At 36.3% G+C, this 15,408-nt stretch carries 15 protein-coding genes and 1 pseudogene; 11 read left to right on the top strand and 5 right to left on the bottom strand.

Annotated elements, in window-relative coordinates; translation table 11 throughout:
* Positions 1-4: 4 nt before the first annotated feature.
* From OEA66_RS00095 to OEA66_RS00110, 4 genes and pseudogenes are all read right to left on the bottom strand, one after another.
* The gene (locus tag OEA66_RS00095; RefSeq protein WP_267279433.1) at positions 5-478 is read right to left on the bottom strand and encodes a (2Fe-2S)-binding protein; all 474 of its coding nucleotides are present in this window, start codon (positions 476-478) and stop codon (positions 5-7) included.
* Between the two features lie 680 nt (positions 479-1,158).
* A pseudogene (locus OEA66_RS00100) lies at positions 1,159-1,338 on the bottom strand (cold-shock protein); the annotation flags it as partial.
* 556 nt (positions 1,339-1,894) lie between these two features.
* Positions 1,895-2,659, bottom strand: coding sequence for a molybdopterin cofactor-binding domain-containing protein (locus OEA66_RS00105; RefSeq protein WP_267279434.1), 765 nt, complete (start codon positions 2,657-2,659; stop codon positions 1,895-1,897).
* On the bottom strand, positions 2,548-3,105 hold the full coding sequence (locus tag OEA66_RS00110; RefSeq protein ID WP_267279435.1) for an RteC domain-containing protein: 558 nt from the start codon (positions 3,103-3,105) through the stop codon (positions 2,548-2,550). The genes OEA66_RS00105 and OEA66_RS00110 overlap by 112 nt, the downstream gene beginning before the upstream one ends.
* A gap of 522 nt (positions 3,106-3,627) precedes the next feature.
* Here OEA66_RS00110 and OEA66_RS00115 point away from each other — a divergent pair.
* From OEA66_RS00115 to OEA66_RS00165, 11 genes are all read left to right on the top strand, one after another.
* On the top strand, positions 3,628-4,203 hold the full coding sequence (locus OEA66_RS00115) for a helix-turn-helix domain-containing protein (RefSeq protein ID WP_267279436.1): 576 nt from the start codon (positions 3,628-3,630) through the stop codon (positions 4,201-4,203).
* 337 nt (positions 4,204-4,540) lie between these two features.
* Entirely contained in the window at positions 4,541-7,366 is a 2,826-nt protein-coding gene (locus OEA66_RS00120; protein ID WP_267279437.1) for a TonB-dependent receptor, read from the top strand.
* Between the two features lie 6 nt (positions 7,367-7,372).
* The gene (locus OEA66_RS00125) at positions 7,373-8,686 is read left to right on the top strand and encodes a DUF5690 family protein (protein ID WP_375379285.1); all 1,314 of its coding nucleotides are present in this window, start codon (positions 7,373-7,375) and stop codon (positions 8,684-8,686) included.
* 10 nt (positions 8,687-8,696) lie between these two features.
* Positions 8,697-9,851, top strand: a complete 1,155-nt coding sequence (locus OEA66_RS00130) for a TIGR03364 family FAD-dependent oxidoreductase (protein ID WP_267279439.1) — start codon at positions 8,697-8,699, stop codon at positions 9,849-9,851.
* A 5-nt stretch (positions 9,852-9,856) separates the two neighbouring features.
* Entirely contained in the window at positions 9,857-10,525 is a 669-nt protein-coding gene (locus OEA66_RS00135; protein ID WP_267279440.1) for a phosphonatase-like hydrolase, read from the top strand.
* Between the two features lie 82 nt (positions 10,526-10,607).
* Positions 10,608-12,461, top strand: coding sequence for a LamG-like jellyroll fold domain-containing protein (locus OEA66_RS00140; protein WP_267279441.1), 1,854 nt, complete (start codon positions 10,608-10,610; stop codon positions 12,459-12,461).
* A 194-nt stretch (positions 12,462-12,655) separates the two neighbouring features.
* Positions 12,656-13,267, top strand: coding sequence for a hypothetical protein (locus tag OEA66_RS00145; RefSeq protein WP_267279442.1), 612 nt, complete (start codon positions 12,656-12,658; stop codon positions 13,265-13,267).
* Positions 13,268-13,277: 10 nt separating this feature from the next.
* The gene (locus OEA66_RS00150) at positions 13,278-13,514 is read left to right on the top strand and encodes a hypothetical protein (RefSeq protein ID WP_267279443.1); all 237 of its coding nucleotides are present in this window, start codon (positions 13,278-13,280) and stop codon (positions 13,512-13,514) included.
* A gap of 11 nt (positions 13,515-13,525) precedes the next feature.
* On the top strand, positions 13,526-13,774 hold the full coding sequence (locus OEA66_RS00155) for a hypothetical protein (RefSeq protein ID WP_267279444.1): 249 nt from the start codon (positions 13,526-13,528) through the stop codon (positions 13,772-13,774).
* 33 nt (positions 13,775-13,807) lie between these two features.
* On the top strand, positions 13,808-14,128 hold the full coding sequence (locus OEA66_RS00160; RefSeq protein WP_267279445.1) for an SGBP N-terminal domain-containing protein: 321 nt from the start codon (positions 13,808-13,810) through the stop codon (positions 14,126-14,128).
* An 81-nt stretch (positions 14,129-14,209) separates the two neighbouring features.
* Complete coding sequence (locus OEA66_RS00165) at positions 14,210-14,578, top strand: hypothetical protein (protein ID WP_267279446.1); 369 nt, start codon at positions 14,210-14,212, stop codon at positions 14,576-14,578.
* On the opposite strand, the gene OEA66_RS00170 is transcribed toward OEA66_RS00165, so the two are convergent.
* A complete protein-coding gene (locus OEA66_RS00170; protein ID WP_267279447.1) occupies positions 14,555-15,274 on the bottom strand; it encodes a DUF3667 domain-containing protein in 720 nt (239 codons plus the stop codon). The two genes, OEA66_RS00165 and OEA66_RS00170, sit on opposite strands and share 24 nt — an antisense overlap.
* Positions 15,275-15,408: the final 134 nt, after the last annotated feature.

Genomic DNA, 15,408 nt, shown 5'->3' on the forward strand with positions numbered 1-15,408 from the left:
TTTACTATTTTCCTTTCTCACGTTGAAGTTCGGCGGCTATTTTAATTGCATGACGGACCCTTGGATAAGTTCCGCAACGGCAAATATTTCCTGACATCGCATTATCGATGTCTACATCAGTGGGATTTGGATTTTCTCTCAACAGAACTACCGCTGACATAATCTGACCGGAATGACAATAACCACACTGAGGAACATCAATTTCCTGCCATGCCTTTTGTACAGGATGATCGTTGTTTTCAGACAGTCCTTCTATTGTGGTGATGTTCTTTCCTTCTGCACGCTTGACCTTCGTTACACAGGAACGCACCGCTTCACCATCTAGATGAATCACGCACGCACCACACTGTGCTACTCCACATCCGAATTTTGTACCTGTAAGGCCAGCAAGATCCCGAATTGCCCAAAGAAGCGGCATGTTTTCATCGGCATCTACCGTATAATCTTTTTTATTAATTTTTAATGTAGTTATGGCCATTTTATATTTTTTGAGGTTGATATATTTGATTGATACACGTCCGGAATTTGACTGTATACAAATATCGTGAAATTAATATGTCTTTTGATTATACATATTACTGTTTGGCTTACCAATATTACTGAATTATAAAGTCGTTCAAAATTCTTTTATTAAATAATCTCCACGCGCATATCATATTAGAAAACGTTCCTTTTCATGGAATAAACCTCAAAAACAGCTTTGTATTCAATACCAGGATTACCTGAAGAACTGAATCTGCCAGCACTCAATTTCAGACTCATTAAAAAAATATTCCTGGAGCACAGAAATATATTCTTATAAAAGTATTTTCCTGAAAAGTGCGTGTTTTCTTAGATCAATAAAATCATCAGCGATGTTGCTATTAATTATGCCTTAAATACCGACGGCAGTTGATATTATTTTTTAAGGAAAAAGTTGGTGTGAATACCTAACAACTGCGGGAGTCTGAAATAAATGTTATGACGATATAGTTGATCTTTCTTGATGGTGAAGAAGAAGAACTAAGGCAGGGAAATTCTTTAGCAACTCCTATAGATGGTCACAATATCGTCGAAGTAAAACGTAAACTTTCATCTCGATCACGGTTTTCTCGAGAATAAAAAAGAGCAAATCATTAATGACCTGCTCTTTATACCATATGATGGCTGTTAAATGAGTTACGCTATTTTAACGTTAACTGCATTAACTCCTTTATTTCCATTTTGTAATTCGAATGTTACGACATCATTTTCACGAATGTTATCTACCAAACCTGAAGTGTGTACGAAAACGTCTTGTCCACCTGTAGATGGAGTAATAAAACCAAATCCTTTTGTTTCGTTAAAGAATTTTACTGTTCATTGTTGCATTGTATATTTATTTAAAAAATTATTGTTTTCTTTTTGTTAGGATTAAAAAATCCATTGCTTTGATCAAAATCAATACTATAATAAATTTTTGAAAGAAAAAATTGGATGTAATAGAATTTAAGAGTGAAAATCAAACTTCTTAAAAGGTAGAGCACCTAAAATATTATTGACAAAATTGAGCGGCTGTACTAATTTCTACGGATAAATTCCTGTCAGATTTCCAGTGGCCTTATTATTTTACAAAGGTATGGTAAATAAATGACCCCCAAACCATTATTTCTAAATAATTAGGAATTAGTCACTTATTGTTTTTTTATTCATCAGATTCTAATTTTCTTTATCTTAAAACAAACATCTCTATAAAAGTTGATGGTGAGAAGATACAGGCTAATCGTCTATTTCATTGTCATTATTAACTTAAAAAAAGTTATTCTTGAAATTATTCTCGAGCCGTGTTAACCCGAAAAAAATTACAGAAATAACTTTTTGTTTTAAAATTGTTAACCGCCCAGTTGTATAAGATGGCATCACAATTTATATTGATCTACACTTTTGATAATTTAAAAGGCAATTTACGGATTCTTTTTCCTGTAAGATCAAAGATTGCATTGGTTAATGCAGAAGCCAACGGTGGTAATCCAGGTTCGCCTACTCCGCCGGCATCTTCGTCATTATCCATCACGAAAACTTCAATGGGTGGAATATCATTAATTCTCGGCATCGGATAAGCATCAAAATTCTTCTGCTCGGTTTTTCTGTCTTTAAAAATAATTTCATGAAAGGCTGCAGCACCCAGTCCCATTATAACATAACCTTCCACCTGAGCTTTGATAATATCCGGATTGACGTACCAGCCGCAATCCATCACCGTCCAGACCTTATCTATTTTTACACCGCCATTAGGATTTTTGGAAACTTTGACCACATGTCCCACCGCAGATTCGAAACATTCTGTAATGGCAACGCCAAAACCTTCATTCTTTTTATGTTTCTTCCAGCCGGAAACTTCTTCCAGTTTATCAATAAGTTTATGCGTACCTTCATCTAAATATTCTCTTCGAAATGCTAACAGATCTTTTCCTGCCTCATGCGATAATTCATCTAAAAAACTTTCATAAGCAAAACCATTTGTTGATGCATAAACAGACCGCCACCACATGCTTGGAATTGAAATTTCAAAGGGTACTTCTGCAAAACTTACATTTTTAATATTCTCAAAGTACGGCTCCAGAAAATCTTCGCTGGTGCTTCGGTTTGCCTTCCTCTTTGCAAATTCTTCGCGCCATTGATCATTATTTTGTCCTGACATTCATTAAAACAGTTGGTTTGATGAAGTGCATAAAGTAATTCGGTCAATTCCAATTTGGGAGCTGTCCATTCAAGTTTTCTGATATGTCTTATAGAATTTTCCTGATTGTCATCGGAATTGATCTTACTTGTTAAATATCCGTCAATAAAGTCGTTGGCGATAATCTGTGAGACCAAATGATCGTGGGAAGTTGAAAATTCCACATTATAATTGTAAAGTTCAGGACTTAGCTTTAATTTAAAGTCAAATTTGAATCGGATAAAGTATTTTTTATCCAAAAAAGTAGATTTTCGACGATAACAACTGATAAATTCTTTCTCTTCGCTATAGAAATATAAAAGATTATTTCTCTCACTCTCATAATAGGATCTGAATGCCATTGGATAGATAAAAGGCTTCGATGCTTCTATCGATAGAATTTTGGAATAATAGATGTAAATCGCCACAAACTGGTGCTTAGTATTTTTAAAAAAGTAAATATCCTCGCTACAGTCTGCAAATTGATATTGCCTAAAAATAATTTTCAGCTACCTTATGGTCGCATCAGTTTCCATCAAGAGCTCCTCAGCCCTGCTGATCATCTCATTCTCACCTATGTTGATCTGATCCAAATTTGTTATTAAATGTTCCACAGCCAATCAACTTTCTTTTAAATTGTTGTCCATCCATACGTTTCATTTTCGTTACGTAAAAATCGGACTAAAAAATAGAATTTAATCCTCATACAGCTCTTCGAGACTCTTTCTTTCAAAATCTGTCGGGCCAATTCAATTGATTTTCAACAAGTAGTTAGAAAAGCATTCTAATTCTTTATTCAACATTCCAGTTCAACATACAAATAGCTACAATTAAAATGCAATAATTATCTAAAATATTTATTATTTGTAAAATTTATTTACAAAACCGGTTTATTTATTTCCTATTTTTACAATCAATTAGGTAAATAATAGCTTGAAATAGTAAATAATATGAGTGATTTTTTAATAGGTATCGGAAAAAGACTAAAAGATATTCGAAAGAAAAACAATCTTACCATCAATGATCTTGCTTCGAAAGCTCATGTGAGCAACGGTTTGGTTTCCAGAATAGAGAATGGGAGGACGATTCCGTCATTGCCTGTTTTGCTTGAATTGATACAGTCTTTGGATATTGATGCAAGTTATTTTTTTGAGGGTGTTGAGAAAAAATCTAATGCAAAATTCATTTTTGTTCCTAAAGAAAATCAGCAGGTTATCGAAAAAGAGGTAGAAGCTGAAGGATTTAAATACATGCATATTTTTAGCAAAAGCCTTCATTCATTAGGCTTTGAAGCGGTTTTGTTGACCTTAGAACCCAATTCTAAAAGAGATAAAGTGATTACGGATGCCTGGGAATTTAAATATATTTTAAAAGGTAAAGTGAAATATATCATTGATAATGAAGAAATTGAGCTTAATAAAGGTGATTCACTGTATTTCAATGGAAAATTACCGCACGTTCCGGTCAGTATTTCCGACGAAGATTGTATGATGTTGGTGCTTTATTTTTACTCAGATAAAAGCTAAAATATCATATAATTTTTATTTTTTCCAAAACAAAAGTTTACAAATAGTAAAATTTAGTATTCTATATATTTAAGACTGTTAATATAAATTCTACATTTTATGATCAAACAAAATGAACTACTCACAAGTAGTTCATTTTTCATTTATTTAAATAACTCTCTTTTAAACAATGTTTTAATATATTTCAATACTAAAATTTCAATGTATTAAGTGTCATAAATCCGTAAGATTGAGTTAATAATCACCAGTAATTTATTAAATATAAATTAATATTGAAAATTTACATATATTAAAATTATTAAGTTGTTTTGCAATAGAAATTTAATATATGTAAACAATGGAAGCAATTATAAAAAAATCTTTATTTCCTCTTTTTGCCTGCTGTACGATATTTGTATCGGCTCAAAAACAAATTGTCACCGGAACAGTTTCAGATAACAGTCAGCCACTTCCTGGCGCAACGGTTAAAATCAATGGAAGCTCAAAAATTGTAATTACAGATGTTGACGGAAAATTCTCTGTCAATGATCTTAAGCCTGGTCACTACGATTTACAGTTTACATACATTGGTTATGAACCTCAAAATATGACGGTTGATTTGATATCAGATCAGTCGCTTGATTTGGGAATCATTTCAATGTTTCAGAAACAGAAGAATATTGATGAAGTTGTAGTCACAGGTTCTTTAAAAAACAGTGAAGCGCGTGCTTTGAATATGCAGAAAAACGCAATCAATATTTCAAACGTCATTGCCTCAGACGGTATCGGAAAACTACCGGACAGAAACGCTGCTGAAACCGTACAAAGAGTTCAGGGAGTTTCCATCGAGCGTGATCAGGGCGAAGGAAGATTTGTTTCTCTAAGAGGACTTCCTCCATTCTGGGCTTCCACAACGATTAATGGAAACAGACTTCCGACAGCTGAAGAAGAAACCACTTCCAGAGCTACAGCATTTGACTTTTTCCCGACAGAACTGATTTCTTACGTACATGTCAACAAATCTTTCACTCCCGACATGGAAGCAGACGGAATTGGCGGAGGTGTGAATTTTATCACCAAAACTCCTCCGATGAAAACTGAGTTCAGAGGAACTTTAGGAACAGGTTACAATGCAAAATCTGATAAAGGAGTTTACAACCTTGGATTATTGTACGGAGGACGTACGAAAGATAAAAAATTCGGATATCTTGTTAATTTTTCGCACTTCATCAGAAACTGGTCAACGGATAATTTTGAAGCCAGAAGAAGTGGTGACGAAGGAGTCTTCAGAATGGAACTTCGTGATTACAACGGAGTAAGAAAAACCACGGGAGCGAATGCAGCTTTAGAATACGTGTTGTCTCCGAAAAGCACCTTATATCTTAAAGGAATGTACGGAACACTTTCTGACGATGAAACGCATTATAAACACAGAGTGAGATTCGATAAATTCAGTGCGGCCAACAACACGGCAAGAGTTGAGCTTCAGAATATTCACAATTTACTGATCACAGAACTGACTTCGGTTTCTTTGGGCGGAGTTCATCAACTGAACAAAAGTAAAATCGACTGGGATCTTTCGTATTACAACAACCTTTTCAAGTATGGAAATATTCCGGATAAGCAGAATAATTCTTATTATGTCATTAAATATACTCAGAACGGTGTAGGTATTAATCCGAATTATATTTCAGATAAAGGAAATGGTCCCAGAGCTTACTGGAAGGCTGATGGTGGAAAGTTGGATTTAAAGGATCCTGATGCATTATTTGGTTTTTACAGTGATCCGAACTTTAAAATGGATGCCGGACAAATGAGATTCACCGATTTGGAATTCTACAAAGTGTACGTTCAGGAAAAAGATAAAATCGTTGCAGGTTTCAATCATGAAATCACAGCCTCTGATAAATTAACTTTAAAATACGGATTAAAATACCGAGATAAAGAACGCAACGCGCGCTTTTCTGATATTTTCTATAATTGGTCAAACGGAACGGCTCCATTATTATCAGATTTCAGTCAGCATATCACCACTCAACCTGGAGGTGCGAATTATCTGAGCGAGTTGAATACGAATATCGGAAACACTTTCGGTCCGGTACTTTCCACTGGCGGAATGGATCAGTTCTGGTTCCAGAATCAGGGAAATTTAACCATAAACAAAACCGATTCTGAAGCACTGGAATACAACAAAGCATTGGGAAGAAATTTCGCCGTTTTTGAAAAACATGCGGATGCCTACGGAATGGGAACTTACAAAATCAATGACAGAATAACCATTTTGGGAGGTTTAAGATTATCCAACACGCACACCAAAGTAAAAGGTTACAATGTTATTAAAGATGTCTTAACACCTGTGGAAAATAGCAAAAACTATCTTGCGGTCTTACCGATGCTGCATTTGAAATACATGATCAGTGATAAAACCAATCTGCGATTTGCTGCAACACGTACGTTCTCAAGACCAAATTTCGGCGATTTAACTCCTGGCGGAACTTACATCGAAGCGGACAATGAGTTTAAAGGTGGAAATCCAAACCTGAACCCGACATATTCTGTCAACCTTGATTTAATGGCTGAATATTACTTCTCCAATGTCGGGATTTTGTGCGGTGGCGTTTTCTATAAATCAATTACAGACCCTATTTTTCAGGATTCTTTTATCGGAAATTATAATGGAATCAATGGCGTACAGTTCAGTGCTCCCAACAACGGAAAAGCAGCATGGCTCGGTGGAATCGAACTGGGAATCAACAGAAGATTTGATTTTCTTCCAGGCTTCCTGCAATATTTCGGAACGCAGCTGAATGCTACCTTCATGACTTCTGAAATGGAAAAACCAAGTGGCAGAATGGTAAAACTTCCTTATCAGGCGAAAGAACTGTACAATATTCAACTGTTTTTCGAGAAAAAAGGGTTTAATGCAAGACTGGCTTACAACCACAAAGGGAAGTTTGCAGTGGAGTATGCTGAAGAAGATCTTTACGATTCCTACTACGGAAAATACAGCAATCTTGACTTTGGAACCTCATACCAAATCAATAAGCACATCACGGTTTTTGCTGATGTCAACAATATTCTGAACAAACCTTTGATCTATCATTTCGGAAAAGATGAGCAAAGACCGGAGCAGGTAGAATATTACGGTGTACGAGGAAATATCGGAGTCAAACTTAATTTCTAAACGATGATGACCTCTCCATCAAAAAACAACACAGTGAGTGTAACTCTGAAAGCTGCCATCGCTGCTTTCGGGGTCTACTTCTGCATGTATGCTTTCAGAAAACCTTTTGCGGTGGCCTCTTTCAGTAACCTGGAATTCTTTGGTTTTGATTATAAAATTTTAATCATCATTGCACAGGCAGTAGGATATTTTATTTCAAAATTTATCGGGATTAAATTTATCTCTGAACTGAAACCTCAGAAAAGAATCCTTTTCCTTTTGGTTTTCATAGGAATTGCTGAGCTTGCTTTGTTCGGATTTGCAGTCGTTCCTGCACCCTACAATATTCTGTTCATGTTCATCAATGGAATTCCTCTGGGAATGATCTGGGGAATCGTTTTCTCCTACATTGAAGGAAGAAAAACCACAGAAATCATCGGTTTGTTTCTCTGTTCAAGCTTTGTCGTTTCTTCAGGTGTGGTAAAATCTGCCGGGAAATTTTTAATGGACAGCTTCGGGATTACAGAATTCTGGATGCCGTTTGCCACAGGCTTACTCTTCATCATTCCTCTGATTGTTTTTGCAGTTCTGTTAAATAAAACTCCAGCTCCGGATGAAGAAGATATTGCCTTAAAAAAAGAAAGAAAACCTTTGAGCGAAGAGGAAAGAAGTTCGTTGGTAAAGAAATTTTTCCTTCCGTTGGTCAGCATTACTGTTCTTTATATCTGTCTGACAGTTTTAAGGGATTTCCGTGATAATTTCAGCCGGGAGATCTGGGACGAAATGAGCGGCACTGCAGACAGTTCGGTTTTCACACTCACTGAAATTCCTATTTCCATCATGGTTTTACTGATCCTGGGATTGATGGTGAAAGTTAAAAATAACAGAAAAGCATTTGCTTACTATCATTACATTCTTTTTGGCGGAATTATTTTAGTGGCGTTCTCCACGATTTTATTTCAGGGCAACATTATTTCACCATTTTTATGGATGACGGTATCGGGTTTCGGGATGTATCTCTGCTATATTCCTTTTAACGGAATTTATTTCGACCGGATGATTGCTGCTTTTAAAATTAAAGGAAATGTAGGATTCTTCATCTATTTTGTCGATGCCTTCGGATATTTAGGAAGTGTTTCAGTATTGTTTCTCAAAAATTTAGGTTCACAGGACCGCTCATGGCTTCAGTTTTACATTCATCTTAATTATATTATCGCAGCAGTTGTTCTCATTTTTTCGGTGATTGCTTTTTTGGCTTTTCAAAAGAAATCAGGATCAAAATCCGGTGCAGACAACGGAGAAACATCACAGCCGATTCGTTTCGGTGCTTTTAAAATTTAAAAAAATAAATATGAATACTCAATATGATCTTATCGTTGTGGGTGGTGGAATTTTAGGAACATTCCATGCTTACCACGCATTGCAGAAAAACCTCAAAGTAGCCATTCTGGAAAGAAACTCTGTTCCTCAGGGCGCAACCGTAAGAAATTTCGGACAGGTAGTTCCATCAGGAATGGACATTAAATGGCAGAATTTCGGAAAGGAAAGTTTAAAGATTTATAAAAATCTGCAGTCTGAGACTGATCTTACCGTAAGACAGAACGGCTCAGTCTATATCGCCTCCAACGATGAAGAACTGCAGCTGATCGAAGAACTGGCTCAGATTAACAAAAACAATGATTACGAGTCTGTCATTCTCTCTAAAAGTGAATGTATTCAAAAGTTTGACGGACTGAGATCTGATTACTGCAAGGGTGGACTGTTTTTCCCCCAGGAAATCTCAGTAGATTCGAGTGAGATGATTGTTAAGCTTCATCAATACCTGAAAAGTCAGGAAGGTCTTGATATTTTCTACAACACAACGGTGGTAGAGACTAAGGAAAATAATTCGCAGTGTACTGCCATAACTGCTGACGGAAATAAAATCAGGTCTTCAAAGATCATCATCTGCGGTGGACACGAGTTTAAAACATTGTATCCCAAAGTTTTTAATGAAAGTGATCTCGAAGTAAGCAAACTGCAGATGCTTCAGACCAAACCGCAGGGGATTTATTCGTTACCTGGAAATATTCTGACCGGACTTTCCATCAGAAGATATGAATCGTTTACCGAATGTGCCTCTTTCGCCAAAATAAAGGAAAGTGATGACAAGGATGCTTTTGAAAAGAAATTTGGAGTTCATATTTTATTCAAACAGGCTTTAGACGGTTCGGTGATTATCGGCGATTCGCACGAATATGCAGATGCCAGAAATGCTGATGATCTTGGTTATGACCTGAATATGGACATTGACGAATTTATGATCCGCGAAGCCAAAAAAATCATCGATCTGCCCACCTACGAAATTCAGAGAAGATGGTTCGGGATTTATTCTCAGTGCAAGACCAAAGATATTTTCGAGCACAGTGTTTCGCCCAACATTCATATCGTGACGGGCATCGGAGGCAAAGGAATGACCGGAAGCGGTGGTTATTCAAAATTTAATATCAATACAATTTTTTCTTAAAACAAATGAACATACAATTATTGGTTCTGGATATGGCCGGAACAACGGTCGATGAAGATAATGTGGTGTATAAAACACTTACAAAAGCTGTTAATGATTGTGGCTACGAAGTGACATTAAATAAAGTTCTAGAAATCTGTGCCGGAATGGAAAAAGCAGAAGCTATTAAAAACCTTCTCGAAAACATCGGCGGAAATACTGATGATACGGAAGCGATATTCGAAAACTTTTCTGATGATCTGGCTGTGGCTTATGAAAATCTTAATGTAAAACCTATTGCCGGAACAGAAGAATTTTTATTAAAAGTAAAATCCAAAGGAAAAAAAGTGGTTTTAAATACAGGTTATACTCAGAAAATAGCACAGCAATTGCTTACCAAACTTAACTGGAAAATCGGTGTGCATTATGATGCACTGATTACTGCTGATGATGTTTCGGAAAGCAGACCCAGCCCTGAAATGATAGTCCTGGCAATGAAAAAATTCGGAATTACAGATCCGAAGGAGGTCTTAAAGGCCGGAGATTCCGCCATCGATATTCAGGAAGGGAAAAACGCTGGTTGCGGAGTGACCATTGCCGTTTTGAGTGGTGCACAAACCAGAGCACAACTGGAATTAGCATTGCCCGATCATATTTTAAATAACCTCTCTGAGGCTGAACATATTCTTTTTTAATTACTTCAAAAACTGATTACGGGAGTTTTCTGTAATCAGTTTTATTTCGGTTTCCAAAAATTAAATCAATAAAATAAGTATTATGAAAACAAAACTTTTCTCCCTTCTGGTTCTTGCGTCGGCATTGATGGGCGCACAGACCAAAAAAGTCCTGTTTATCGGGATAGACGGTTGCAGGCCGGATGTGATGATGTCATCCAACACCCCAAACATTCAGGGATTATTGCCGACCTCAATTTATTCTTTAGATGCCATTACTCTGGCACCGACCTGGAGTGGAAATGGCTGGAGCACGATGCTTTCCGGAGTATTTTATAACAAACATAATGTGCAGGACAACAATTTTACGGCTCCCAATTTTACAGCCTATCCCGACTTTCTCTCCAGAATTGAAACGTATAATTCTAATTTGAGAACCATCTCTTTAGCACACTGGGCTCCCATCAACAACAATATTATTCAGAATGCAGATGTGAAAACCAATTTCTCTACTGACCTTGCAGTAAAAAACGCGGCAGTAAATGCTTTGCAGAATGACAATCCCGATGTGCTTTTTGTGGACTTTGATGATGTGGACCATGCAGGGCATTCTTACGGCTTTTCTTCAGCTGTGCCTCAATACGTGAATTCTATCCAAACCACAGATGTTTACATCGGTGAAATCCTGACGGCAATGAAAAACAGAAGTACGTATAATAACGAAAACTGGTTGGTAGTCGTTACAACAGATCACGGAGCAACTGATACAGCTCACGGTGGAGCAAACCTTACTGAAAGAGATATTTTTTCAATTTATTCCAATCCGTCATTTACTCCTCAGCAGATCAGCAAAACGCAGATTCAGAATACGCCAACGTATAACCGAATGAATTTTCCTGCAGGAACGTATGCGAAACCAGCAGTACAGACTGGTTTTAATTTCGGAACAACACAGGATTTCACCATAGAATTTTGGGTGAAACCTAACGCGAGTTATACCAGCGATCCGGTTTTTATCGGCAATAAAAACTGGAATAACGGTTACAACAAAGGTTTTGTGATTTCAGGATATTCGGGGCAGACCTTTAAAATGAATATTGGTGACGGCAGCAACAGACTGGATCTTGTGGGCGGAAAATTAGTAACCAATCAATGGAAACACATCGCTGTAACGTTTGACAGAGACGGTCTCGCAACAATGTATGACGATGGAGTTCCGGTAACAGTAGGAAAAATGAACACCATCGGTGACATCACGTCCAACCTACCGTTAACTATTAATCAGGACGGCACCAATACTTACGGTGTGAATCTCGCTGCTTCCTACAAAGATGTAAGAATATGGAATGCAAAATTATCGAATGAAGCCATTGTGCAGTGGGCCAATCAGGATATAACGGCTTCGCATCCTTTCTATTCTAATCTTTTGGCAAATTACAAAATGACTGAAGCCTCCGGAAACAGTTTGACCGATTCAGGGCCTTTGGCAAATAATGCTGTCATTACCGGATCGCCAACGAGAAATCTTCAGACTTCAGAAATATTTACCATCCAGAATTATCTGAATACCCCACGGCAAACCGACCACTTTCCAACAGTGCTCAACTGGTTGTGTATTCCGGTTATGTCTGCATGGGGGATTGACGGAACCAACAGAATTCCTGCCTGCAACCTGGGAAGCCTGGCGGTAAACGAGCAGGTAAAAAACAGTTCGGATCTTACAGTTTATCCTAATCCGGCCAGAAACGAACTGACGGTGAAATTTAAGTCTGCTGAAAGTAAAATCAACCTGCAGGTCATTGATTTTTCAGGTAAAACAGTATTAACTAAAGATATACAATCCTCTACAGGCGATTACAGTGAAAAATTGAATATTTCAGATCTTCCGAATGCAACCTATTTTGTTGTGGTAAAAGAAGGCAGCAAAAGAACACAGAAAACCTTTATCAAAAACTAATAGTTAGAATAATTAATTTTTGGAGTACAGACTGAATTTTTGGTCTGTACTTTTTATTTTCAGTTAAAAAAAATAAATGTATTTCAATTATTTCAAATTTGCTTACAGTATTTTGAGAAAATTAATTAGATAATTAATACTGATAACAATTATTTAATTGAATCTCATTATCTTTATTTACCAAAAAATATACTATGAAAAAAACTATTTTAAATGCATCTCTTGCATGTATCATGTTGTTTACTATAACATCCAGCAGTAAAACACCGGAAAAACCTTTAAAAGAAATACCTCCTTCGAATGAGCTCATTAATTCTAAAGATTCAGGTGAAACTGAAATAAGAGATTCACTAATTACAAGCGACGATTCATTAGCGATAAAAATAAAAGATTACATTACTTCGGAATACTTAAAGCCTGAAGATCTTAGGGTTATTGATGCTGCAGAAAGAAAATTTAATCTGTATCAGATCGACTTGAACAATGATGGTAAAAAAGAGATATTCATTAATTTCTTTACGCCTTATTTCTGTGGTTCTGGTGGATGCAGCCTGGCTCTTTTGGATAGTAATTTAAAACTGATAAACAAATTTACAGTTACCCGAACTCCTATTACTGTAGACTCCAAAACTGAAAATGGGTGGAAAGTCGTATGGCTTCAGGATGGAAATTCTTGGAAAATCCTAACCAGCAAAAATGGAAAGTATCCATCAAACCCATCTTTACTTAAAAGTACAAAAGAAGTTCCCGAAAGCAATGCCGTAAAACTTTTTGACGCAACTACCCAAAAAACCTATTCATTCTAAAATTAATATCATGAAAAAATCACCATTCTTAACTTTTTTTTGTTCTTTCTCCCTTGCCAATTTTTACAGCCAGAAGATTACCGACGGTGTCACAGTTGACGTCAGCAGCTTGGATGTAACTTTTAATATTCTGAATAGAGAGTCCGTCAATGTTGTCGGCAAAAACTTTGACCGTTATAAAGTTTCTGCAACCAACAACAGTGGAAAAAGTATCAATATGAGATTGGCAAATGCACTCAGATCGTAACCAACATCGGCTTGATCGAGGTGAACTGCATCAATGTAACCGGAGCGAAATTAACTTCAAAAAAGATCGATTTAAAACCAAAAGCACATAACCTTAATGTCACCTATTGGGCATACAATAAAGACGGAAAATATGAAAATTCAGTAATTCCCGTAGTGGCAGGATATTATGTTGATCCTAGAGACAGCTCAACCGACAATGCAATTTTCATTGTACCACAAAGCGAGGAGCCGAATGTTTCAGTGAGAAAATTACATTAGCTCTCAATAGTTTTCAACTTTAATTCATTGCAGATGAAAAATATTCATTATCTCATCATAGCCTATTTTTCTGTGGTCTCCTGCATTCGGGAGGCACCTCTTAATCCTGAGGCAGATATTGAAGAATTTAAAATAGATGGTCAGTTTTTATCTTCATCCACGATCATTGATCAGGCCAATAGTAAAATATTGATCTACCTGAAACTTGATGCCTACCAAAGTGGAGTTTCGCTTTCCTTAAATTTGTCACAAGGAGCTACAATAATTCCTGCATCGGGGACACTGGTCAAATTTGATCAGCCTGTTTTTTATACATTACAGTCAGAGTCAGGTGAAAACCAAAAGACCTATTAAGTAGAAGTTGTGGAAATTGGAAACTGAACCTTCAACTTCGAAACATGGACAACAAATTCGACAGATAATTATGAATACCCTTTGGATACAGAAGCAAAAAATCTATACCTCGGCGTTCCTGTATTCGTACAGTTTACTTCAGGAAAAAAATGGCATTACCGACTGGGCAGTTATTTTGCATTTCTACTAAAACCAGAGTTTCAGGGAATTGTTTCAGACGGCTACATCAGAAACAGGGGTTCAAAAGGTGAAAAAGTAATTATTTCATCAGCAACTTTTGACTTTTCAGATAAAATAAAAAAAGTTCGATTATGGTCTGTACGAAGGGATCAACAGGGATATCTGCGAGAGATTTTCTTTAGATCTGAGTCTTCAGTGGGGACTGGGATCGGTATTTCCATCATCATTTACAGGCAGGAATGCATCTTAGCGGTCAAATCCAAAAGCTAAAATAATTATGACAACCAGTAAAAATGCAAGCGTACAATAAAGAATATAGCCCGCTAAGCTTTTGAGAAAAACTTTTTTTGATGACATTGTATTAAAGAACTGCTTATTCGTCCACAGAATCAGGATAAAATCAATAATGATCAGTATGTTTGATACCGTATTAAAACCTGAACGTTCTTTTAGGAAATAGAGAATAGGAAGAAAAACGATATGGACACCAAGTCTCTGTGAAGTTTTAAATGCTTCAAAAATGATCACTTCATAAAAATTATAGCCTGTTTTTTTAAACATAATGTATGTTGTGAACGCATAAATAGGAAGCGTAGCAACAACGAACCAATAGTAATGTTCAAAAATTTTCTCCAATATCAAACCTGACGACTCGTCAAGTGCTGATCTGTGGTTCAAATTCAGCAAATGATATATCAGAGCATAGATCGTCGACATAATGATCACCATAGAGATTGGTCTGAAATGATTGACCCTTTTCCCTTCAATGTAATCATTGATGACATTACCCGGCTTTTCGAAAAGCTTTTTCAAGGAATACCCGATCCCTTTGTCATAATGAAGTAGACCATGTTGAACATCTTCCCAAAGAAATTCATGATTGATTCTTTTGGTTTTTGCCGATTGTCCGCATTGGTTACAGTAGTTTCCTTCAAACGAGTTTCCGCAGTTTTTACATATCGTCATACTATAAATCATATTATCTTTATCAATAAAATGTATGCTTTGAAATATTTTATATGGTATAAAACTACTATTTATTTTTTTTTATTTAATGATAAAAAGATTGAATTCAAATCTATTTCGATTTTTTTGAAAAA

It is taken from the genome of Chryseobacterium luquanense, assembly GCF_026460945.1.
Classification (GTDB): Bacteria; Bacteroidota; Bacteroidia; order Flavobacteriales; family Weeksellaceae; genus Chryseobacterium; species Chryseobacterium luquanense.